This window comes from Paenibacillus anaericanus (assembly GCF_003994475.1).
GTDB classification, from domain to species: Bacteria; Bacillota; Bacilli; order Paenibacillales; family Paenibacillaceae; genus Fontibacillus; species Fontibacillus anaericanus.
The window spans coordinates 220,832-241,486 of the sequence record NZ_RZNY01000001.1; the positions used below are offsets into that span (position 1 = coordinate 220,832).

A 20,655-nucleotide genomic window follows, 5' to 3' on the forward strand; every position below is an offset into this window, starting at 1 on the left:
AGAGTATAGACTTCAACTCTATTCTGGGAGCTCATCGTCTTGGGCTTGTTTCTCAGCAATGTGCAAGTCCATGATCTTCAGGTACGCCTTAATCTCTGCAAGAGTGGGTCCATCACCTTTAATCTTGCAGTGTTTTTCCATATGTTCTGCCTTGGCTTCTTTGGTGGTGATCCCAAGTTGTTTATATTTATCTTTCATTTCTTCCTTGAGTCTATCTACTTCACTTGTTTCGTCTGTTGGTTGTTCGACCTCTTGAGGTGGAGAAACTTTTTCCGCTTCGGCTGCTGCGTTTGCCTCGGCTGTAATATCTCGACGAGTAGGTTCGATCGCTTGGTCACCTTCGGAGGTAGAGTTAAGTGCGATCATGTTATCTCCGACGGTTTGAGCGATGTCATACTGCTCTTTAACAGCTCGCGTTGCAGCATGTTTCTTACACATATCCGGATCAAACGAACCATCTTCAAGCTTCCAGAATGAAGGGTTTTTCTTCGCATACTTCTCAAATTCTGCTTTATCGCAAAGAACAATGATATCTTGCTTACCTTCACGCTTTGCGATAGCATACGATCCAACGACCTTCCCTCTAGGGAACCTAATCTTGTGGCTGATTTTTGTAATGACACCTTCTTCATTCGTGGTAGCTTCGAAATCTTCAGTTTCATTTTCACAAACCACTTGTCTGTGAACGTTGTTGTAACCATTCGACTTTTGAGCAAGTGAATGTAACCCTTCATACTCAACCCGAATATTTACATCTTGACCATACAGGATGGGTACCCCATGACCGAGGCTAGGATCAAGCCCCATGCGGTTCATTTGATACATGAAGAGGTTAAACTGTGGGACGGTTAGTTTCTTAGCAATGGATTCTTTCATTGCCATCAATTCAGCTACCCCGAACTCTCCGATGGCTTGAATTTGGTTAATATCAACAGCTTGAACTTGTGTATTTGATTTAGCGGTAGTCATATGAATGATTGCCTCCTATAAATAAATGATTTTAGTAATGCCGAGATTGCGATGTACTAGATGTAACTTGTCTGATTCAGCTTTACTTACTAGCCAATCTCCCGGAGTTGCAACGTTAGCTGAGATGATAATGAGTTGGCGACGAGTGGGGCGTTTGCCGTGTTTCATAGACTGAAGTTATTGGCTAGGAACTCGCCGTCCTTTTTGAGATGGTGGAACGATCCTGATAGATCCCGAACGATGATGTGAGTGTCATATTCCGTATCCACTGGATATGTCGTGCCTTCAATAAACTGACCCGGAACGGTTTGTTTGCATTTGATTTCTTTGATCATCCGAATTACCTCCGATAGATTAATAGATTTGGTTTATGGGTTAAGTGGCATCAACAGTGAGTTCCTTACCTCCGACCGCTCTTGCTGTAATCAGTTGCCCGTAGACAAGTGGTTTATCTGTGAATTCACCGTAGGAGTCGATGAAAGTAGGAGTGACTAAGCCTGATTGATTGTGAAGGAATTCTGTAAGCTCAAGACCTGCAGTAATCCGCTCACCCGTGGATAGACTCGTATAGTCCTTACCGTTCATTTGGATCATGAAGAATGCTTTAGGTTCGTCCGATGTTTTGTTGTACTCTTCTAATCTGACTGATAGTGTTTTGAACAATGCTTCTACCTTGCTTACCTGCAGTTGTGCTTCTTGTGCCTTGAATGCCTTGATCGCATCGAGAACAAAGATGGCGTCATTCTTAGCCTTTAATTCATCAACTTCGTTTTGCTTAGCTGTTGCCAAATCTGCGGTAGCTTTGGCGTGTGAATCTACTAACCTCAATGTGTTAGTAATCTCGTTAACTCTAGCGGTTAAATCACTAACCGAATGTTCTGTATCTGGTAACAGCGGCAGTTCTTCCAACTCCGCAATGAGTTTTTTCTTATCTGCGATCAATCCGTTAACGCTAACGGCAATGGTTTTTAGTTGGTCTTTGTGAGTCTGCTCCGCCTGCTCCTTAGCATCATCCTGAAGATCCTGACCACACGTTGAACATGTGCTCTTAACCTCTTTAGAAGACAACTCTGCATGTTCGGACTTCCCATCTGCGATTCGGTCAGAGAGTGTGGAAATACGATACTGAAGCTTTTCGCGTTCTCTGGATCGATCTGTTACTTTGCGAACATCTTGATCAAAGGTATCGATCTTATCCTGTAGACCGCCCAACTCAGCTTCCAAAGCAGCACGGTCAATTTCAGGAGGGGTACCGTTTTCTTTCAATTGTTTGGCGCGGTCTTTCGCTACTCCTTGGGCTTGCTGGTGAGCTTTATCGTGCTTACCTTTAGCCTCTTTGTAATCTGACTCCATACCTGCAACAGACTTCTTCTTGAACTCTTCGGAGAGCCTGGCAGCCTGCGGATTAAACGAGATATCCTTCGCCTTCTGCTCTGGAGTAACGCGACTCATTTCTTCGAACACTTCTTTATTCGAAGGGGCTATCACATCTTTCATGACAAAATCCCTTTGCTTGGTCCAATGCAGGTTGAAAAAGTAAGCTGGATTATAAAGTGATAAGAAGGTGTCTTTATCGAATAGTCCACTGACAAATGAGTTGAATTCAGTCGCAGTCTTAGAAGACTCATCGATATGAAATTTGTTAGTTCCATTTACAACACTGCGTTTAAGAACATACTCTGTACCATCAACTTCAAGTGTGAGTGCAGAAGATATGTCATCGTACTCGTATGTTGTTGGCGCTGGATCGAACTTGCCCCCCAGTAAATCCGTGCCATACAATGTCCATACGGGAGCTGTGCAGAGTGTTGATTTACCCTCGCCGTTCTTGCCGGTGAAGCGAGTTATTTCGCCGTAGTTAACTTCTTTGCTTTGGACTCCAGCGAAGTTCTCAACGGCCAGTCTTACAAATCTAATTACCTTTGCCATTTGCTAACCTTCCTTTCCGTGATATTATTGAGTTGTATATTTTCTTTGACCGCTCTCTACTGGGCGGCTTTTTTTATAGCTCTGCAAGTTCTTGCTCGAGCCGAGCGATTTCTTGGTTGATGGCCTTAACTACCAGAGTGTTAATCTCCCTGATCATCCCTGGCGAATCAACTTGTTCCTTGGGGCTAGTTGAGTTCAATTCCGTAAACAAGTTGCCGTACCTATCTTTAAATAAGATTTTTTCAGAACCAACAATGCGTTTGGATTGATCTACCAGCACACTGATTTTTTTTATGATTTTACGAGACTTATCAACCCGTTCACCCATGTACTCCAATGTCTTATCGTCCATGTTTTCCCCTCACTTTTCATTTATTTTCAATCGCCATTAAGCTCGATTTCCGCCGCCTTTTCTTGCAAACTCTTGAGCATTGAAGGAATATTCAGACGACTAATAATGTCAGCAGACAATTGTTCACGTAGGTTCTTCTCAAGGGTATTTAGGACGGTACCTTCTGCTTTTTGTCTAGCTTCAGAAATCAGAGTTGATACTTTGCTTTCCAACTCATTGCCCAAGATATCTCTAGCGAAATACTCAAATATCGTGTACTTAGCATCCCGCTCATAAGTGACGCGCTCGCCACGTTCGTTTAGGACTTTTCGTTGCAAGAAGTCGTCGAACTGTTTGCCTACAAATTCGGAAATAGATTGATACTTTACTTCCGATCCCCAACTGCTAGATTTGACTGGTATCTTCAAGTTCTGCAGCCTTTCCTGATAAACGGTCACCAGAAATTCATCCGTCACCTTATCGGCAGCTTCCTCGATTTTTGATTCGATAGTAGATTGCACTTGCTTTTCAACCTTGCTGATCAAGCGATCTTGCAACCCCCGGACAACTTCGTTTTTAATCTCGTCTGAGACACTGCCCGTTTCCGAATCAAACCAATTTAATTCCAATTCGACTTTCAATTTTGTCATTGCAAATCCTCACTTTCGCTTCAATTTGGCTTCAAAACCCCGTTTTTGGCAAAAAAATAATAGGACTACTGATTTTCAGACTCTTGGAGGCCAGTTCCATTGACCATATTCTGAGCCTTGTTTGACGCCAACTACTGGCAGTTGAACACCATCTCTAGTCCAAGCAGCTAGATTCACAGTGTCGTCATCATTAACTTTCACAATGATTGCGGCACGTACTGATCCTGTTTCTGACATGAAGTAATGCACGATACGTCCGATTGTTGGTTCTTGCATTTGGTTTCACCTCGCTTTCTGATTTTAATTACCTTGGCAGTCATCACATGTACGTGGATATCCAGGCTCTTTCATATCATCCATGTACTGGCCGCATTCATTGCACATTAGGCCGTTTAAGATCGATTCAGTAACTTCACCCATTGTCTTGTTCGCCTCCCTCCAAGCTCTCTACGAGTTGTTCTTCTCACCAATCATCAACAAGTCCAACGCTGATTCTAATAGCCTTACTTATGAGCCGCATATCCGTTTGAGATAAGTCCCCGATTTTTGATTCTAACCGCTCCTTATCTATGGTCCTGATCTGCTCCAGCATCACAGTTGAACTGTTAGGCAATCCGTTGTCATTTCCCAATTGAACATGTGTAGGAATAGGTTTTTTATCTGCATCTGTGATGGCTGCGACAATAGTTGTCGTACTGAACCGGTTACCAACATTGTTCTGTATGATCAGCACTGGGCGTGTGCCTTGTTGTTCGCTGCCGCTACCTTGTCCAAGATTAGCCCACCAGAGTTCACCACGCTTTGGAAAGATCATGCCAGCCACGCCTCCCATGTTCCTCGACGGACCCGACTAACAAAGTCCTCGAAGGTGATACCGTATCGAGCTTCGATGTTGAAGTAATCAAAGTATGTGCGGAGCTTAACACGCTGTTCATCCGACATTGCTATCCCTCCATGTTCCGCTTAACTGCTTACGGTACAATGTATATTGTTTACGTGCATGCAGAGCGATTAACAAGCGACCTCTACATTGCATGCGTTCCTCCATGGACAGGAAGAATGCCATTAACTCACGTAGTTGCCGATCAGTTTTCATATAAGTTGTGCCTCCATCGACATTTGAGCGTTAGCTTGCTCTATATCCCGAAGCAGTTTACCGTGTGGCCGCCAGTCATGCACATAAGCCCTTGCCTTGTCGAAATCCTTGACTAAGGTGTTTTTGTAAGAGTTGGTATTGAAGTAACCTTTGAAGTCCTTCCAGAGAGCTGAGTATGTTTCGCCTCTGATCGTCTTGTCCAGATAAGCTGGGCTATCTTTGCCACCAAGTAAACTGACAATGCTCTTGTTTGCGAGCATCTGCAGGTCGTTCTGCTGTCCGTAATCAATTGTAGTGTTGTTCTCCAGCTTCTCGACACGAGATTCGAAGGCTTGAGTACGCTTGTCCAACAAGAATATAGCTTGGAGCTCTTGACTGAGATGAGTGTAAATATCTGATTTAACTGAGTAGTAGTCGTCGATCAGCATTTCGTAAGCGTCCCAAGCATGGTCTGTACCGAGTGACTTGGCGTGCATCCATGCACCTTTTTCAGTCCAGAGGTAGATAACGTTGACGTTTGGCGAAACGTCATTTTGACGACTCGCTTTAAAGCTTCGCAATTCATCACCTTTTAGTGCGTAAAAGTGTTTTCCTTCTGCATAACGATTTTCGTTTCTCTCAAAATTCTTACTGATAAGTTTGGTTACCGTACCCAACGATTCAGCCAATTGCGCTGTTGTTAATACTCGTTGTCCATTGTGATTAATAATTTGAAGTTTGTTCATGTTCACCATCCTTTCAATTTTCTAAATCAAGTGCATTCAACGCCGATCTCAATCGGAGCAACCCTTCCTTGCCGCTAACACTGATTGATTTTGCAGGGATGTAAATGCCGTGTTCAGAGTCATAGCATTCAGTCTCTAAAATTGTGAGAGTTGTTGTTCCGCCACGTTGTACCACTGTTGCAACTTGATCATCTGTGAGGCATACCGCCTGTTGTTCCATAACACACCTCTCAATCGGGAATATATTCCACAAACTTGTTGACGTTTATACGGTTTTGCCGTATACTTCATCTTGTACATAATTCTTAATTTCTAAGAATTGCAGGGCGTAGTAACTCCGTCGGATTCAACTCAAGGTCTTCTACACTACATATCATTTCTACCTCATCAGCATGTAGGGCGGTCGAACCATCCATCACACGATAGAACCTCCCAACAGGTATACCGGATTTAACGGCGACATCCCTCAGCGGGACGCCTTTTGCAGAAATATGCGTTCTAATCCTTTTAAACAAAGGTTCGACGTTATTTGTATCTGCCAAGGCATTCACCTCCGTTCTATTTGGTTTTAGCCGATTCCTAGTTTCTAAGAATTTCGGTGAGTCAAATATAACTCTTAATTTCTAAGAATGCAACCCCTTTTTCTAAATTAATTTTCTTAGTTTCTGCGTTTCTAGGAATAAGTTCTCTGTTTCTCGGATATTATGTTAATATCGATTATCAAGGAGAGGTGAATAACTGATGCTACCGGTCTACGCAAAACGTCTGAAAGAAGCACGTTTAAAAGCTAAACTTACACAGGTTGAAGTAAGGCAAAATTCAGGGATTAACAACAAAACATTGAGTGGGTATGAAAACGGTGTGAGTGAACCTGATTACGAGACTTTAAAGGTTCTTTGTGATCTCTATGGCGTAACAACTGACTGGGTCCTTGGAAATACAAATAATCCCCACAGCGAGTTGACCAAGGCTGAAAGGGATTTGGCAGGTAAAGTTATTTTAGGTGATGATTCTTTTGTAGATGTTCCGATTGAATTTGAAGGACGTATGTTAACGAACGAGGAAAAGATTAAGCTTCAAGAGTTAGCGAAACTGATTCTTCGAAAAGACAGTTAAGATATTCTTGAATTAGTGCATTACTCTCCTGAGTGTCGTCAGATATCGATCTTAGAAAGTTAGCTGCATCAATAGTATTATTCATAATGTTTACCCCCATCTTACTTATGGATTTAGATAAAATGATACGGAGGACTCTTATGGCGCTTACCCTCGGGAAGTGCCTATTGCGTTCCTGCCGTGAAGCAGCCGGGATAACTCAGGCGGATTTGTCTGATCGGCTGCATAAGGTGCTCGGCTTGTCGGTGTCGCCACAACTCATCTCGCTATACGAAAATAACCGCCGCCCAATGCCCCCGCTTAATATGCGGGGTGTGTGCATCATTCTCGGTTGTACCGAGGCCGATCTTTACGAATGGCCAAGGTAATGACGCAATAGGACGGAGTAGATATCTTACTGCTCCACCCCGGGCGAAACTCAACAATGTTGTATACATAACTTTTGTCAACAAAAATATTATGACGGTTCGTAATACCTATTAAATCCCATATATGACCAGTTGTAAACTTAAATTGGGGCGCTGAATTTCATACATAATACGACAACATATTACAAATCCCTTATGGTATTATTGATTGGTTCAATAAAAAGAGGCCTCCATCTTTGGAGGTCTCTTTTCTCGTCTATGCTATTGATATCGCTGGATTTACAAGTATAAGTTCATTCTCAACATCTTTATACCTATGGAAGGCAATCGGACATCGTTTAGAATTTTTGTCGATTTGGTGATCAAAGTAAGCAACCTTATATATCTTGTCCAGCCAAACTATCTCGTCCACATTCAAAGCATTACTTCGATCCACTACACTAAATCGATAACCACTGTTATTTAAAACTGTTACCCAGTATTTCAGTGGACCGACCATGTAATACTGGTTGTCCTTGGTGTGAACAAAGATACTGTCTTTAACTTTGGGGTTGCACTCCAGGAAGATGATGTCGTTAACCTTGAGAGAGAACATGCCTTGTTTGCCCTGGACATCCCTGGTTACTGTTAGACAGCCCATCCGGATCAACTCCAATGCTATTTTAATAATTCTTCAGGTGTTTCTCCGTTGTAAATATACCAAAAGCTCGCTGGTTGAACGGATATTTCTGCAAACTTTGTGAGTACGCTCGCCATTGCAAATGCCATCATTTTCATATCACTCACCCCCCTTCCGGTGAATTAGTGTAAGCGATTGAGCAAGAAAACTAATTGCAATAACGGGTGACGCTATAACTAAATTTGCAGCTACTAACAAAAATGAAATCACTTTAAGTTTTGGATAGTGCTCTTTTTTAATTCTTGATTGTTTCTCTATGTTGGATGGGGAAAATATAAGCACGAGTATAAGACTTATTGCATTTGCACCTTGTAATGAAATGGGGGAAAAATGAATCAAAGACATAACGGTAAATGCCCCTGTAGTACAGAGAACACATTGCATACCAGATTTGAGATGTATTCCTCCTGATACTTGCCGAAGAATTGCATATGAGACTAGAATAATAGCAATTTCCTTTGTCCTACCAGTGAACAAAGATATTGTAAGAGTAGCTGCAATGATGAATACAGCGTTAAGAATTAATGATAAAGAGTACTTCAAAACATTGATCGAAGTAGGGTGCTCAGGGGCAGCTGCCTTGATCCTCATTGCCATTTGTAACGCTATTGATTCAATCATCACTGCCACGTTCCTTCCGAATTGCATAGTACAACAATAAAGCCATACCAAACGTTGTAAAAAATAAATTTAGCCAAACTTCATTTTTGTACATAACAATCATGAAGAATATGAAGAACAATGCGATTGAACTAATCAAGATAAAATGCTCTCGTTTTAATCGAAGTCTCTCGAAATCAAATGTAAATCCGATACCAAACTTGTACAAAAGATAACCTAAAATAGTTGTTGAAATACCTGTAACCATCTGAAGTATGTATCCGTTAATATCAGTTGACTTCGCTACCTCAACAGTTCCAAATATAGAGACCATTATGAGTGTTTGGATAAGTCCGAATGCTAGATAACCGGTGATCGAGATAATAACTGACCACACGATCGGGACCCGCCATACTGTCGCTAATAAAAGAGCGAAGAGAGTTAAGTTAATGATCGGGACAATAAAAGCTAATTCAAGCTCATACCTCATTACAAAGCTCTGAATACACATGATAAGAATTATGAATAGTGTTGGCCAAAGATGATCAATAAACTTTAGTCTGTACACCGAGAGCATTAGAATAAATAATCCAATGCCCTCAATCATTGAGTACAACAAAAACTCTAGTGGCTCCCAAAACACCAAGAACAGCTCCTCACGTGACTAATTTTTCTCTTTCTTTTTACGCCATTCGTCGAGTAAGTCTTGGTAGTTTTGGATCGTAGTTTCAAACCAGAATGAGCGGTTCCCAACTTGTATATCAGGATTGGGAAATAACTTTGTTTTGCGCGTATGATGAAAGTTCTTAGGGTCGACCTCGATTTTGTCGCAGACTTCCTTGTTGCCCAATAGAGGAGGCAACTTTTTGCCGCTTATAACTCCTCTGGCAGTTTCCAACTCATCGATAATCACGTGGATCTTCTTTCCAACCTCTCCCCCTACCTCTTCGGCAAACGCGCGATATTGATCAATCGTCAACACCAGCACCTCCAAAAAGTTTTGATATTATTTGGTACAACTATATCATACGGTATTACCGTATAAAACACAAGGCTTTACCGTATGTTTTTGAAATTTATTTTACGCAGATAAAAACCACTGAAATGATCAGTGGCTTAATGATGCTATTTTATTTTCTTTAACATCTCTTCCATACCAAATTGAAACACTTTGAACGGCCTGTTGCCTGCGTTATACTTCCCCTTTCCGATTATCCATAGATACGGAAAAACCTTCTTCTGTGGCGGTTGCCAGCTCTCATTTTCCCACTCACCACTCACGAAATACTGTTCGTAACGGTTGAACTTTTCCGTCATGACCTTCTCGGTATAAATGGTCCTCTGAATCTCAACGAACCACGGAGCTCCTTTCCAGATGACGAATGCGTCTGGCTCCGGTTGCCCCTTACTATACTTGGGTTCAACTTGAAACATCCTCGGCTCCTCGATCCGCTTGATCTGTTTGTAAAAATCAGCTATGGCGAGGAAGTGATTGATCTTTTGCGAATCGGGTTTGATCCTTACCTCAGCGGGGAAATAGATATACTTCCTTCTGTCGGTCGAGCACTTTACAGCCCCGTCTCTCCTAAGCCGCTTTAGGACTAGATTCGTCTGTGTGATCGGCTGCTTTGTATGCGAAAAGTGTAACTCTGCTATATCGTCCCGAGTCAGACATCGGAACCGTTCCAGATCAGCTACAATTGCCTTGTCGCGGTCATTCATCTCAACGTTCACACTTAGAGCAGCGTACCCCACTATGCTCTGTTTGCTTGCCACACAATCCGCAATAAGCCATATACCAAAGTATTTTTAATCTCATCATTTACAGTACCCCCAACTCTATTGAATTATCGTCTTGCGGCTCGTATGCGGTCGTTCTTGGTACATCCAGTGTATTTATGTCAGAATGTCGCTTGAATGGCTCCAGCAGCATCCTGGCATCCTCAATGCTTATGTGTGGACCCTGTACATACTGACAGCCATTCAGCTTCAGGACCATTCGCCCTTTCTCACTTTGTTTTATCGCGGCTGCCTCTCCACTGCCAATAGTGATTCTGCTATTGATCTCGTCGGCGTGCCTAAAAGCCATTCTGACCGTTAGGTTGTTCTTGAGCTTGCCGTCAAGTATATCCGCATCTGGACGCTGCATGGACAAGATCAAGAAGACACCCAGGGCACGACCTATCGTGCTGATTTCTTCGATCCCGTCCATGATGTCTTTTTCTTTCTTGAGCAAAGCCACCTCATCCACAGCTAAGACAATGTAAGCTGGTTTATCCCATTTAGGTAGATCATCAACGTGTGCGACTTCGTGGTGGTCAAGAAGATCCCCGCGCTTCTTCATTTCACGGCGTAGTTTCAAGACGATCTTATGAAGCCCAGCAGCATCCATGACAACATCTTGAGCAACGTCCCGAAAAATGTGGAATTCAGACCGCTTCATGTCGGCGCAATACAGTTCTAAGCTATCTCCGCAACTCCGGATCAGTGTGGTTAAGATGGATCTTAGAGCCACTGATTTCCCGCTTCCAGTCTCCCCGGCTAGAAGTAGATGTGGATGTTCCACCATGTCATATAACACATCGCCTGAACGTGTACGACCTACGTAGACGGGTAGACCGATTCCTTTGACGCATTCCCCTATCCTTTCGGCGTCGTACTCATACGACTCCATAGACGTCCTGTAGATGCACATCACAAATGTCGCTGCATCCTCGCCCTGCTCCAGTTCTGCAGTTGCTCCAAACACTTGCCGAAATAGCCAGGCTTTTTTCATGACCTCTTGTGGATCCAAACCGGTTGGAAGTCTAAACGCCGCCTCTGTCCGATTGATGTACACAGTCACTCTTCGTATAAGAGGGTAGTTTCGCAGCTCCCGCCCTTTATACCCCTGAAACCGATAATACATGCCGCCAATTCGAAACAGGTCCATGAGCTTCCTGCGTACCACCTGATCAGGCAGCCCCCGCCAAACACCCCATGCAGCCAGACTACAACCTCCCGCACCAGCTAACTTCAAAAGCTGAGCGGCTCCCGCCATCGTCACTCCGCTCATTATCATTCGCTGCGCTCCTAACGATTTTCAGTTTCTTCGTCATATCTGTTGTCCTCGCTTGTATTACATATGCAGCACTACATATGCACTTAATCATGTAATTACATATGTCAAAAGTAGACGTGGACGCCCATCAAATGGCCCAGCAGCTTCATTGCATCCCAGAAGTGATACAAACCGATAGAGATATAAACGATCGTACTTGCGATCCGTACATAGATCACTCTTCCGCCGTGTCCTGTGCGTTCGATATTACGCTCGATTACGTGGGACACTGCTCCAGCAGCTAAAAACTGTATAATTGGTACTGTACTAACACCGAGCAACATCATATAAACCCCTCCGCTGAAAAGTCATTATTGTCACTCGCATCGATCGCCTTAGTCATGACGACTGAGCTCACACCATCCATTTCACGTTGTACCAATCGCTTTAAGTATCCTGATTTGTTCGGACGATTCCGGACATAATCATATTGCTGGAGCTGATCAGGATCCATTACATTAAATGCAACCTGGACGATCTTTATTTTCTTAGCCATAAAGCTTCCTCGCAATCAGGAAGAATGCTCTGACGTTTGCCGTGACCGGATCCCCGATTATTGGTTTAGAATTGGGAAAGTAAGCACGGATAGTCTCTTGTAATGCCTCGGTACCGCCTCCACACAGATAGACCGTGTCATGCTTACCCCAACCTGACGCAAGCGCTCTGATGGCGATCTGACGACCAAACGCAACCGGATCCGCAAAGCGTAATGTCTCCATTCCCGTTGTGAGTGTGAAACTACCTTTGTCGTTAAACTTACGATCAAGAAGGGTTCCGAAATTAACCGTTCCACTGCCAATATCTATGATTCGGATAGTGTTTGAACTGGGCATCAACAAGCCGGCTGTAACTCCTTCAGCAGCGACTTCACATCTGGTTATAAGCAAGCTCCTTCTCTTGCCGTTAATCACAAGTTCATGACGACCAATAACCATTTCTTTGATGAGCTGCTTTTCCTCTGGAGTGTGGGTTTTGATCGGTTGGCCGACAACGATTTTTTGTTCGATTCCATCGGTGTATTGGTGCAAGGCAATAAGGATCCGAAGCAGTGCGTCCGGATGTGCCTTGCTATCGCCTTTCCTACTCTCTGCACACTCACTCTCGGAGAGCGCCAACGTTCCAGCAAAGCCCTTTTGCCCTCTATACTCCCATTCAAAATCATGTTCACCTTGTTGCTGCTTTAAGTTGCGCTCTCTCCAGTCGTAGCCTATAGCTGAAGGGAAACAATTAACCTTCTGTCCGTCATAAATCTTTGTTGAATCCCCGCCTGCATCAATCGCCACTATCGCCATCTGCATCACTCCTGTTGTTGAACTGGTTACAGAACCAGCCTAGCGCCGAGACTCGATGTTCTGTATCTAGTTCTATATCTATTCCTCACGGCTTGGTTAAAATTCGGAGTTTGGTGTATAAAATTTTCATAGATTGTCCACCCTTCTAATAGAGAGGGTGGTGAATATACTATGCTAGGACTAGGAAAAAGACGGACGAAACTAGGGAAGTATTTAGATAGGCAAGGAATTAGCCAGGAATGGATTATAAAAAATACAGGGATTAGCAGGGATGGAATATCAGACTTGTGCGATGAAGAAAAGGGAGTTAAGCCGAGGGTTGGAACGAAACAAAAGATTATATCTTCGCTTCGAAAGCATGGGTACGACGTTCGGGCTGGTGACTTCTGGACCTGACCCTTTTCATGGAAACATCTTCCTAGTTTTGGTAGACTATTATAAAAATTACTTTAGGGGGAAAGTGTCCGAATGAAGAGGATGGTTGTTTTGCTTTTGGTGTTGGTTACCTCAATATCGATCACCGCATGCATTAAAGGGAGTCAAAAAATAGAAAAGCTTAATAACCATATTCCAATCACTAAAAGTGAAGTGGTGAATGGTAATGAAGTAGATCCCGAAAGTAGTTCAGGTGAAAATGATAAAGGTAATCCCGCTGACATTTGGACTTATTACAATGACGCGACATGGTCAGATGAATTCAAGGGGTTAAAGTCAGAAATAATAAAAGTTGTTGTAAGCGACCGCGCACCTCGCTTAGATGATGAGTCGATATTTGATGCATCTGTAGTAGGTGTGAAATTTAAACTTGAGAACACAACCGAAGGAATTTTTAATACATATCCTGATCAAGCGGTATTAGTGACTTCTACTGGTGAACAGATCGACATGCCAGAAATGTTGGTAAGCGATCATATAGGTGGGGAGATCGAGAAAGGTGTCATGAAAGAAGGAAGTGTGATCTGGTATTTAAACCGTGGACACGCTGAAGATATTACTTGGATTAAATTAAAATGGAATACAATTCAAGGCGATCTAATGGGTGATGGAGAACACACAAAGCATAGCGTAGAGTTGCAATTAAAGTAGTGTATAAAGCAAGACCACCGAGGCACTACGCCTTAGTGGTCTTTTTAATTATTCTGCCGATAAGATATCCCCTATCCGTATCCACTGCCATTCATCTACTCCAGTAGCCAATTTAATCTCTCGTCTGTATGTTTGTACCACTGTTACAATCCCACTCAATTCAACATCACGGTACTCGTCAAAGAGGTGTAATGTGACAGTCTGATGTTCTCTGAAGGAAGCAGCAAGCACTTGCTCTATCCGATGTATCTCTTGTTCATCGAGTTCGGGCTTCTTACGTTTTTTGGGTTCATTTGCACTCTCTTGTATAACCTCCTTATGCTGCGGCAACATCATACGGCTGGATTCCCATAGACCGTTACCTTGAAGTTTTTTGCTCATTTGTAATGTCCTCCAATCTTCCCTGCTCTATCAATCGCCTGACCCGCTGCAGTAAGTGATGCAGCCCTTAAAATTGCTGTATCTCCAAAACGATCTTTGATACTGTCCATGACTTTATCGATCGCACGCAGGTGATTTTTATCGTCAAATAATGTGATCTGGTAAGTATCCGCATCTGTCAGCCCAGACAGCGAAATCCCAACCCTTCTGACCGGTTGACGATCCCAATTAATATAGAAAAGGCGTTTTGCTGCTTCGTATACTTCTTTTGTTAAGTTTGTGGGATCTTCTAGTTTCATCTGCCGATGGAATCCAGTTGGATGATCAAAATCGGCTCCTGAAATGCTTAGTGACACAACACTACCCATGAGTCCCTTCCTCCTAGCTCTCCTACATACTTCTGTGGAGATGTCCTGAATCACAATCTCAATATCACGCGCCTCACTATAGTCTCTCGGAAGGGTCATACCGTTACCAATATCCTTTTGCATGTGGTGCGTACTGACACTTACAGGAGAATCGTCCATCCCATTAGCCACTCGCCAGATGACTTCCCCATTCACCCCCCATTTGTTTCTAAGTTTAAAAAGAGGCGTATGCGCCAGGTCACCAATCGTGTGTATTCCCATTTTGTATAGATGTGTTTCCATGCGAGATCCAATGCCCCACATATCTCTAGTTGGCTTATGCCAGATGTGTTGGTCAAGTTCATCTTTTTTCAAAAAAAATATCCCTTCAGAATTCTTTTTTGCGATCATGTCGCAACATAGTTTTGCTATGACTTTATTTTCTCCAATACCAGCCCGAGCAAAGACACCTGTCTCAACTGAGATTCTATTTTGAATATGTCTCGCCAATTCAAAGGGATCATTGTTGTAAAAGTGCAAACTCCCTGTCACGTCTGCAAACAGTTCATCAATGCTATATGGCTCCACAAGGTCCGTAAATGATTCAATGATCCTTTTAATCTGCATGGAAACCTGAATGTATTTTCTCATGTGAGGTCGTACAATAACTAGGTCAGGGCATTTTTTCAGGGACTGCCATAACGCTTCTGCTGTCGTAACACCATAAGCCTTAGCCAAAGGGCAGGCAGCCAGAATGATACCAGATCGACGAGCCGGGTCTCCTGCGACTACAAGCGGCCTATCTTTATACTCTGGATGACCCGCCTTTTCTACACTTGCATAAAAGCTTTGCATGTCGATCAACATTATTGTTCGTTGCTTCTTCATTAAAATTTCGCCTCCGAATAATACGAACATCTGTTTGTATTATATGCGAACAATCGTTCCCTATGCAATGGTAAAATAAGATACAATGGTTTCGAGTAACCAACTATCCCAACACTTACCGCCTCTATTCCAACAGGCCGCGCGCTATAATCGATTTAGAGGTGTTTTTATGTTTATTGATCCTATGTTACTCGCAACAGCAGCGGCTCCGTTTAGTGACCCGCGATTCATCTATGAACCTAAGATCGACGGTCATCGCTTGATCTTTTCGCAAGAGTCTGGCGTTGTCCGTTTATTTACCCGTAACAATAATGACTGTACACGACAATACCCAGAGATCGCTAGCGCATTATTTCCCCACGATATTGTCCTGGACGGCGAGATCGCATGTGTCGACCCAACGACCGGAGTCTCCGATTTCGAGGCGACTATGTCACGGTTCCAAGCTAAGCGTGCGGACAAGATATTGCGACTCTCCGCTACGCTACCGGTCTACTTCGCAGTGTTCGATATTCTGTGGTACAAGGGAGAAGACTTGCGGAAATTGCCTCTTCTGCAGCGTAAAGAAATATTAGCGGGCTTGACATTACCCCGCGCAAATATCGGTGTGATTCCATATGTTGAAGGAGCAGGAGAAGACCTTTTCAAACAGATCAAGACCCGCGGCATGGAGGGCGTCGTCGGCAAGCGGGCGGATAGTGTTTATGAGACTGGCCGCCGATCAGAGAACTGGCGCAAGGTTATTAATTGGTCGCATGCGGACGTTTATATAACGGGATATAAAAAGGCGGAGTTCGGCTGGCTTGCGGGCGTGGCCGATGAGAACGGAAGAGTGCGACCTGCTGGCGTGATTGAGTTAGGCGTGGGGCCGACGGAAAAGAAGGCATTTTATGGCGTGAGTAAGGCGCTGATAACCGGAGAGGACCACAACTTCGTATACCTGGAACCAAGGATTAGGGCTAGAGTAAAAATGCGGAACTGGACTAAATCGGGGTTGTTACGCAGTCCTATATTCGTTGAGTTTATAATTTAAACCTTCATAAAGGAAATTCGGAAGAGTAAGTCGAATCAGATTCTTAAGAATTCGAAAGAATTGAGAAGGAAGGTTCATCGTGTACACATATATAGCCAAGGCTATCCAAGCTGAACAAGAAATCATCATTTCCTTAGTTGACGGTTCAAAAATATCCGGGATGCCAAGCTGGGGAGAAGATCGGACCAGGGTAAAGGTTGCCTCTTCCGATAAAGCCGTTTGGGTACCGCTGGACGAAATCGAACATGTAACGACTTTGTTTAGCATGAACGTAAATAAGCCCACCGACCAATAGGCCAGTGGGCTTTCACATATCTACAGATTATATCCTCCACTGTTCGGTTTCGTTGGATTTGACACGATCCCCAGCGTAGCAAGCAGTCCAAGGGCTACGTCTACGATAGTGATTACTTCTTGTCTCATAACATCAGTCAGATCAAAAGATCCTGTTAAGTGACCGACAAGCTGGATCAGCAATAATGCCTGAGACACAACGCTGATCCATAAAGCGTAGTTACGCCATCTTTGTTTATTCATTTTTGCCATTCCCCTCTATGAGTTTTGTTTTGGCTGACCTGAAGCTACTCTGAGCTCGTCCGCTAATCTCCCGACTTCCTTGCGCTGAGTAGTTGTCTCTGCTACTGCATACGCTGGTTTAAGAAATTTATTTATGATTGCATTTGCATCATCTTTCTTCAAAGTAAGAGCCACCTTTCTAGCGTTAATTTTATTTTGAACCGCTGCTAGTACACCTGAGGTTGGTCTTTGTCCTGCCCGATACTGTGCAGTAGTCAACCCGAACAACATCTCCAGATGTGGCAGATCTTTAAATGACTTCCAGTCTCCGCCCCAAGTAAAACCGATTTGCTTGGCTTCGTCCACCACTTGCGACCAGTCAGGTAAATAATCTAAGTTACCATCTTTAAGCGTGTCCCATGTAACGTCTTTTCCGTTTGGCAGGAATAACGCGAAGTCTATTGCAACACCGAAGTTATGATTCGACTCTCCACCTTTTGCATTAGTTACAATTATCCCCGGCTTCGTCCGTCCCTGGGCGTATAATGCATTCTGTTCGGCGTAAGTCCGTAATCCTTGCGTTATCAGCACGTAGATTCCAATTGAGTAACAACGATCAATTAGAACCTCAGCCGCTTCAGCTACGAGCGGATGTAGATTTTTTAATCTAGCTGCTGACTTGCCTTTAACGTAGTCTAGTGTTAGCATGCTAACCCCTCCCTTCCGTTACTAGTTTTATAATCGCAAGTATCACAGCTCCAATGACAGTCGTAACAAGCCAAAAGATAATTTTGTCGATTTTATTCAGGCGGTGATGTGCAGACTTTGCGGACTGATCGGCATCACGCGCTAACTCCTTTGTGGCTTCCAATGTAGCGGAAAGCGCTGGTACTGCTTCCAATGTCTTCTCTATTCTTCCTAGTTGCACCTGGATATCCACCAACACCTTTGGATATTCATCCACGCCTCTCCCTCCTCTGCCTTCCATGCCCATTCCCCCTCAACTCAAATAACCCCCGATATGCGGAGGTTGGATTTCTCGCTATTTAGTTAAATCCCACAGCATCACCCTTCTTTAGGTCTTTGCTTCTTACGTTCAGCCTCTAACTCGCTGAGTCTTTTATCTATTGCAGATTGGACACCTAACAAAAACTTGTCTTCTTCATGGGGATAAAAAGCTGCTGCAGCTGAGATGACGGTACATACTTCGAGTACAGTTGGTTCTATTTCAATAGCCAATATATTTTTGATAATTGCCACGTGGATCATCCTTTCAAGCATAATAAAAAGCCCCACCGATTGGTGAGACCTAATGTGATATTTGGTTATTCAAATGTTTTGAGTGCTTCGTTTACTTTCTCGAGTTCAGTAGTTTTTCTGTTAATCCCCTCTTCGTTGCTTTTTAACCTTGCTTCCCATACTTGAGGACCCTCTAACTTCCCGTCCGCTTTTAAACTTTCATATTCTTTAATTAATTCATCACTTTCCTTCTTTGCGACCTCCAACCCGGATTCCAACGTGGTCTTTTTATTAAGTAATTCATACTTTGTATAGTATTTGCCATCGATCAACGCCACTTTATCAGTTCCAGACGTTACGGTGGGTGTTGTGGTATTCGTTGTTTCAGATGGTGAGCCTATATCATTTACTACATCCGAAGAAATTTCAATTGTTTTTCCTGTCACTTGAATATCAACTCCTAACGCTTCGGTTAAGGAACGTAATGGAACATTAGTTTTTCCAGAAATAACAGCGCCTTTATCTTGTAGCTCTTTACCATTAACAATAACGGTATATTCACCAGTAACCTTTTGTCCTATCAAACTTTTGACTTGTGCTGATACCGTCCCAGCAGAAGAAGCAACTATTACTCCTAATAGAAAAGCGCCTACGATATATGCCCATTTCTTCATCCTTTAACCCTCCGTTGGTAGATTTTAGTATTAGTATATCCTACGGATGAGTGGGGGTAAATGTTTCGTCATAAACCTATTACAGTAGCATTAGTAAAATCAATTACTCTGTTGCGAAAACTAACATTACCTCCAAATTCAATTTCTCCATAAAGGGCATTAAAAAACAATCCATTTACCCCGATTAGATGAAGTTGATTCGATGTTCCGTATATAAGACCTTGTGAAGAGCCGCTAGCGTTGTAGTAGGTATGTCCCGATATACCAGCGTCATAGTTTGTACCTAGGGTAACTCTCCGTCTATTACCGCTATCGTAAAATACAAAACCGTCTGGATCTAACTCTATCCTATCACCTGACGTAGCCGTTCTAAATCTACCGCCCAGTATATCAGCACCAATAATGTTAGTACCTTCGATACGACCTCCTGTTATATTAGATGCGGTGATATCCCCGCTAAACTCCCCACCCACTGACTTCATATGACCAGACATATTTACCGACCATGGCGCACTAGCGAATACCGCATTACCCAGCCATATCCCTTGTGGACCTGCCTTAAATATCTGGTTTCCACTACCGATCTCTATGGTCCCGCCTTTAAAAGCAGATGCTTCGACTATCCCGGTAAACCTTGCATCACCGTTTGCATCCATATAGATGGCGTTTGTCCAACTCCCGTTACCGTCACCCTTCTGAATCTTTATCTCATCGGCATTCATGACGCTTCTTGCCTTCTTGTCCCAGCGAATGGATTCAAACCCGATATCAGGACCTATTCGAGTACCATAGTAATACTTGTCCTTGCTAACAGTCGTCTGCTCGATCCGATAAATGGTGTCTTGGATACCACTAACTGAGTTTGCTATGACCATACCGCTGTTAATGCGGACCCTAGGAGAAAAGGAATACTGGATTATGCGTTGTTTCTCGTGTATGCCCAATTCCTCGTCGATGATGTCTACCGTGTCACCTAACTCAAAATATTCAAGCCCTTCAAACTCAGGCAGTGAATTAAGTTCCAGCACATCTACTTCATACGCTGTTATAACTTCACCGCTTTGAGAGTTAACATCTTTCACAATGCCCTTTAAGTTCTTACCTAGTCGAAACTGTACGCTATGCTCTTGTCCTCTACGGCGTAGTAAGGATACCTGGTACTTGTCGAATTTCAGTTCAGCCTCAGCCACTCTAGCAAGCTCCATCAACACACCACGCGCATTTACAACCTCTTTAAAATCAACACTCACGATGTTTGTTACTTCCACCGTTCCGATTGTAAATCCTGTGCCATCCAGAGCCATCGACATTAGGTTAAATGGTGTGTTGGCGTGCATAAACCCGCCCTCAAAAACAGTAAAGAGCAGATCATAGGAGACCTGCTCACATTCTACTGATATTTCTACCTCGCCTGTTTCGGCTCGAGTCCTGCGGGCGTGGATGATATTGAAGTATTGCCCTTCGAACTCTGCGATGTTGCCAATGGTAACATAAGGGCTTTTGTCGTCATCGAGGTAAACGGAAAAACTCAAGGTGTAGGATCCGTTAATCTGCTCGCTGATATCATCGTTAAAATAGTCATCTAAAACGGCTTGTGGTTTGAACGATTTGTTTAAGATTGTTATCACAAATTACT

General features: G+C 43.4%; 36 protein-coding genes. 6 read left to right on the forward strand and 30 right to left on the reverse strand.

What is annotated here, in order from left to right; translation table 11 throughout:
• Positions 1–18: 18 nt before the first annotated feature.
• From EJP82_RS01065 to EJP82_RS01105, 12 genes are all read right to left on the reverse strand, one after another.
• Entirely contained in the window at positions 19–969 is a 951-nt protein-coding gene (locus EJP82_RS01065; RefSeq protein WP_127190158.1) for a recombinase RecT, read from the reverse strand.
• A gap of 15 nt (positions 970–984) precedes the next feature.
• Complete coding sequence (locus EJP82_RS28755; RefSeq protein WP_425464311.1) at positions 985–1,137, reverse strand: DUF6906 family protein; 153 nt, start codon at positions 1,135–1,137, stop codon at positions 985–987.
• Positions 1,134–1,304, reverse strand: coding sequence for a hypothetical protein (locus tag EJP82_RS27855; protein WP_170220096.1), 171 nt, complete (start codon positions 1,302–1,304; stop codon positions 1,134–1,136). Before EJP82_RS27855 ends, EJP82_RS28755 begins: the two co-directional genes overlap by 4 nt.
• Positions 1,305–1,344: 40 nt before the next feature.
• Positions 1,345–2,898 (reverse strand): hypothetical protein, encoded by a 1,554-nt coding sequence (locus EJP82_RS01070; protein ID WP_127190159.1) that lies wholly within the window; start codon positions 2,896–2,898, stop codon positions 1,345–1,347.
• A 73-nt stretch (positions 2,899–2,971) separates the two neighbouring features.
• Positions 2,972–3,250, reverse strand: a complete 279-nt coding sequence (locus EJP82_RS01075; RefSeq protein ID WP_127190160.1) for a hypothetical protein — start codon at positions 3,248–3,250, stop codon at positions 2,972–2,974.
• 26 nt (positions 3,251–3,276) lie between these two features.
• Positions 3,277–3,879 carry a hypothetical protein gene (locus EJP82_RS01080; RefSeq protein WP_127190161.1) on the reverse strand — a complete coding sequence of 201 codons (603 nt, stop codon included), beginning with the start codon at positions 3,877–3,879 and terminating at the stop codon, positions 3,277–3,279.
• A 75-nt stretch (positions 3,880–3,954) separates the two neighbouring features.
• Entirely contained in the window at positions 3,955–4,155 is a 201-nt protein-coding gene (locus tag EJP82_RS01085) for a hypothetical protein (protein WP_127190162.1), read from the reverse strand.
• A 187-nt stretch (positions 4,156–4,342) separates the two neighbouring features.
• The gene (locus EJP82_RS01090) at positions 4,343–4,693 is read right to left on the reverse strand and encodes a type II toxin-antitoxin system PemK/MazF family toxin (protein ID WP_281278177.1); all 351 of its coding nucleotides are present in this window, start codon (positions 4,691–4,693) and stop codon (positions 4,343–4,345) included.
• A gap of 117 nt (positions 4,694–4,810) precedes the next feature.
• Positions 4,811–4,975, reverse strand: a complete 165-nt coding sequence (locus EJP82_RS27860) for a hypothetical protein (RefSeq protein ID WP_170220097.1) — start codon at positions 4,973–4,975, stop codon at positions 4,811–4,813.
• A complete protein-coding gene (locus tag EJP82_RS01095; RefSeq protein ID WP_170220098.1) occupies positions 4,972–5,700 on the reverse strand; it encodes an ORF6C domain-containing protein in 729 nt (242 codons plus the stop codon). The genes EJP82_RS27860 and EJP82_RS01095 overlap by 4 nt, the downstream gene beginning before the upstream one ends.
• 13 nt (positions 5,701–5,713) lie before the next feature.
• Positions 5,714–5,920, reverse strand: a complete 207-nt coding sequence (locus EJP82_RS01100; RefSeq protein ID WP_127190164.1) for a hypothetical protein — start codon at positions 5,918–5,920, stop codon at positions 5,714–5,716.
• An 85-nt stretch (positions 5,921–6,005) separates the two neighbouring features.
• Positions 6,006–6,242 (reverse strand): hypothetical protein, encoded by a 237-nt coding sequence (locus tag EJP82_RS01105; RefSeq protein ID WP_127190165.1) that lies wholly within the window; start codon positions 6,240–6,242, stop codon positions 6,006–6,008.
• A 199-nt stretch (positions 6,243–6,441) separates the two neighbouring features.
• On the opposite strand from EJP82_RS01105, the gene EJP82_RS01110 reads away from it, so the two are divergent.
• Positions 6,442–6,816, forward strand: coding sequence for a helix-turn-helix domain-containing protein (locus tag EJP82_RS01110; RefSeq protein ID WP_127190166.1), 375 nt, complete (start codon positions 6,442–6,444; stop codon positions 6,814–6,816).
• A gap of 140 nt (positions 6,817–6,956) precedes the next feature.
• Entirely contained in the window at positions 6,957–7,184 is a 228-nt protein-coding gene (locus EJP82_RS28760; protein WP_170220099.1) for a helix-turn-helix transcriptional regulator, read from the forward strand.
• Positions 7,185–7,440: 256 nt separating this feature from the next.
• Here the strand turns inward: EJP82_RS28760 and EJP82_RS01120 are convergent, their stop codons facing one another.
• The 10 genes from EJP82_RS01120 to EJP82_RS01165 form a co-directional block, all read right to left on the reverse strand.
• Complete coding sequence (locus tag EJP82_RS01120) at positions 7,441–7,824, reverse strand: LytTR family transcriptional regulator DNA-binding domain-containing protein (protein WP_127190168.1); 384 nt, start codon at positions 7,822–7,824, stop codon at positions 7,441–7,443.
• Positions 7,825–7,841: 17 nt separating this feature from the next.
• Positions 7,842–7,961 (reverse strand): cyclic lactone autoinducer peptide, encoded by a 120-nt coding sequence (locus tag EJP82_RS01125; protein WP_127190169.1) that lies wholly within the window; start codon positions 7,959–7,961, stop codon positions 7,842–7,844.
• 1 nt (position 7,962) lies between these two features.
• Positions 7,963–8,484, reverse strand: a complete 522-nt coding sequence (locus EJP82_RS01130) for an accessory gene regulator ArgB-like protein (RefSeq protein WP_127190386.1) — start codon at positions 8,482–8,484, stop codon at positions 7,963–7,965.
• Positions 8,477–9,106 carry a hypothetical protein gene (locus EJP82_RS01135; protein WP_127190170.1) on the reverse strand — a complete coding sequence of 210 codons (630 nt, stop codon included), beginning with the start codon at positions 9,104–9,106 and terminating at the stop codon, positions 8,477–8,479. The genes EJP82_RS01130 and EJP82_RS01135 overlap by 8 nt, the downstream gene beginning before the upstream one ends.
• A gap of 21 nt (positions 9,107–9,127) precedes the next feature.
• Entirely contained in the window at positions 9,128–9,442 is a 315-nt protein-coding gene (locus EJP82_RS01140) for a hypothetical protein (protein ID WP_127190171.1), read from the reverse strand.
• 146 nt (positions 9,443–9,588) lie between these two features.
• Positions 9,589–10,239, reverse strand: coding sequence for a replication-relaxation family protein (locus EJP82_RS01145; RefSeq protein WP_342773667.1), 651 nt, complete (start codon positions 10,237–10,239; stop codon positions 9,589–9,591).
• Positions 10,240–10,285: 46 nt separating this feature from the next.
• A complete protein-coding gene (locus EJP82_RS01150) occupies positions 10,286–11,524 on the reverse strand; it encodes an FtsK/SpoIIIE domain-containing protein (protein ID WP_127190172.1) in 1,239 nt (412 codons plus the stop codon).
• A gap of 104 nt (positions 11,525–11,628) precedes the next feature.
• Positions 11,629–11,850, reverse strand: coding sequence for a hypothetical protein (locus EJP82_RS01155; protein ID WP_127190173.1), 222 nt, complete (start codon positions 11,848–11,850; stop codon positions 11,629–11,631).
• The gene (locus EJP82_RS01160; protein WP_127190174.1) at positions 11,847–12,059 is read right to left on the reverse strand and encodes a hypothetical protein; all 213 of its coding nucleotides are present in this window, start codon (positions 12,057–12,059) and stop codon (positions 11,847–11,849) included. Before EJP82_RS01160 ends, EJP82_RS01155 begins: the two co-directional genes overlap by 4 nt.
• Entirely contained in the window at positions 12,052–12,855 is an 804-nt protein-coding gene (locus EJP82_RS01165) for a ParM/StbA family protein (protein WP_127190175.1), read from the reverse strand. Before EJP82_RS01165 ends, EJP82_RS01160 begins: the two co-directional genes overlap by 8 nt.
• Before the next feature lie 171 nt (positions 12,856–13,026).
• On the opposite strand from EJP82_RS01165, the gene EJP82_RS01170 reads away from it, so the two are divergent.
• Complete coding sequence (locus EJP82_RS01170; protein WP_127190176.1) at positions 13,027–13,251, forward strand: transcriptional regulator; 225 nt, start codon at positions 13,027–13,029, stop codon at positions 13,249–13,251.
• A 72-nt stretch (positions 13,252–13,323) separates the two neighbouring features.
• Positions 13,324–13,941, forward strand: a complete 618-nt coding sequence (locus tag EJP82_RS01175; protein WP_127190177.1) for a hypothetical protein — start codon at positions 13,324–13,326, stop codon at positions 13,939–13,941.
• 48 nt (positions 13,942–13,989) lie between these two features.
• On the opposite strand, the gene EJP82_RS01180 is transcribed toward EJP82_RS01175, so the two are convergent.
• Together EJP82_RS01180 and EJP82_RS01185 are read right to left on the reverse strand one after the other, a co-directional pair.
• On the reverse strand, positions 13,990–14,322 hold the full coding sequence (locus EJP82_RS01180; RefSeq protein WP_127190178.1) for a YolD-like family protein: 333 nt from the start codon (positions 14,320–14,322) through the stop codon (positions 13,990–13,992).
• Positions 14,319–15,557 carry a DNA polymerase IV gene (locus EJP82_RS01185; protein ID WP_127190179.1) on the reverse strand — a complete coding sequence of 413 codons (1,239 nt, stop codon included), beginning with the start codon at positions 15,555–15,557 and terminating at the stop codon, positions 14,319–14,321. The genes EJP82_RS01180 and EJP82_RS01185 overlap by 4 nt, the downstream gene beginning before the upstream one ends.
• A gap of 169 nt (positions 15,558–15,726) precedes the next feature.
• On the opposite strand from EJP82_RS01185, the gene EJP82_RS01190 reads away from it, so the two are divergent.
• Together EJP82_RS01190 and EJP82_RS01195 are read left to right on the forward strand one after the other, a co-directional pair.
• Entirely contained in the window at positions 15,727–16,590 is an 864-nt protein-coding gene (locus EJP82_RS01190) for an ATP-dependent DNA ligase (protein WP_127190180.1), read from the forward strand.
• 79 nt (positions 16,591–16,669) lie between these two features.
• Complete coding sequence (locus EJP82_RS01195; RefSeq protein ID WP_127190181.1) at positions 16,670–16,885, forward strand: hypothetical protein; 216 nt, start codon at positions 16,670–16,672, stop codon at positions 16,883–16,885.
• Positions 16,886–16,905: 20 nt separating this feature from the next.
• Here EJP82_RS01195 and EJP82_RS01200 read toward each other — a convergent pair whose 3' ends face one another.
• The 6 genes from EJP82_RS01200 to EJP82_RS01225 all read right to left on the reverse strand — a co-directional run bounded on the left by EJP82_RS01200 (position 16,906) and on the right by EJP82_RS01225 (position 20,647).
• Positions 16,906–17,127, reverse strand: coding sequence for a phage holin (locus EJP82_RS01200; protein WP_170220100.1), 222 nt, complete (start codon positions 17,125–17,127; stop codon positions 16,906–16,908).
• A gap of 15 nt (positions 17,128–17,142) precedes the next feature.
• Positions 17,143–17,814, reverse strand: a complete 672-nt coding sequence (locus EJP82_RS01205; RefSeq protein WP_127190183.1) for a M15 family metallopeptidase — start codon at positions 17,812–17,814, stop codon at positions 17,143–17,145.
• Between the two features lies 1 nt (position 17,815).
• Positions 17,816–18,094, reverse strand: a complete 279-nt coding sequence (locus EJP82_RS01210) for a hemolysin XhlA family protein (RefSeq protein WP_127190184.1) — start codon at positions 18,092–18,094, stop codon at positions 17,816–17,818.
• Positions 18,095–18,171: 77 nt separating this feature from the next.
• Positions 18,172–18,366, reverse strand: a complete 195-nt coding sequence (locus EJP82_RS01215) for a hypothetical protein (RefSeq protein ID WP_127190185.1) — start codon at positions 18,364–18,366, stop codon at positions 18,172–18,174.
• 65 nt (positions 18,367–18,431) lie between these two features.
• Positions 18,432–19,019 (reverse strand): stalk domain-containing protein, encoded by a 588-nt coding sequence (locus tag EJP82_RS01220; protein ID WP_127190186.1) that lies wholly within the window; start codon positions 19,017–19,019, stop codon positions 18,432–18,434.
• Positions 19,020–19,087: 68 nt separating this feature from the next.
• A complete protein-coding gene (locus tag EJP82_RS01225; RefSeq protein ID WP_127190187.1) occupies positions 19,088–20,647 on the reverse strand; it encodes a phage tail protein in 1,560 nt (519 codons plus the stop codon).
• Positions 20,648–20,655: the final 8 nt, after the last annotated feature.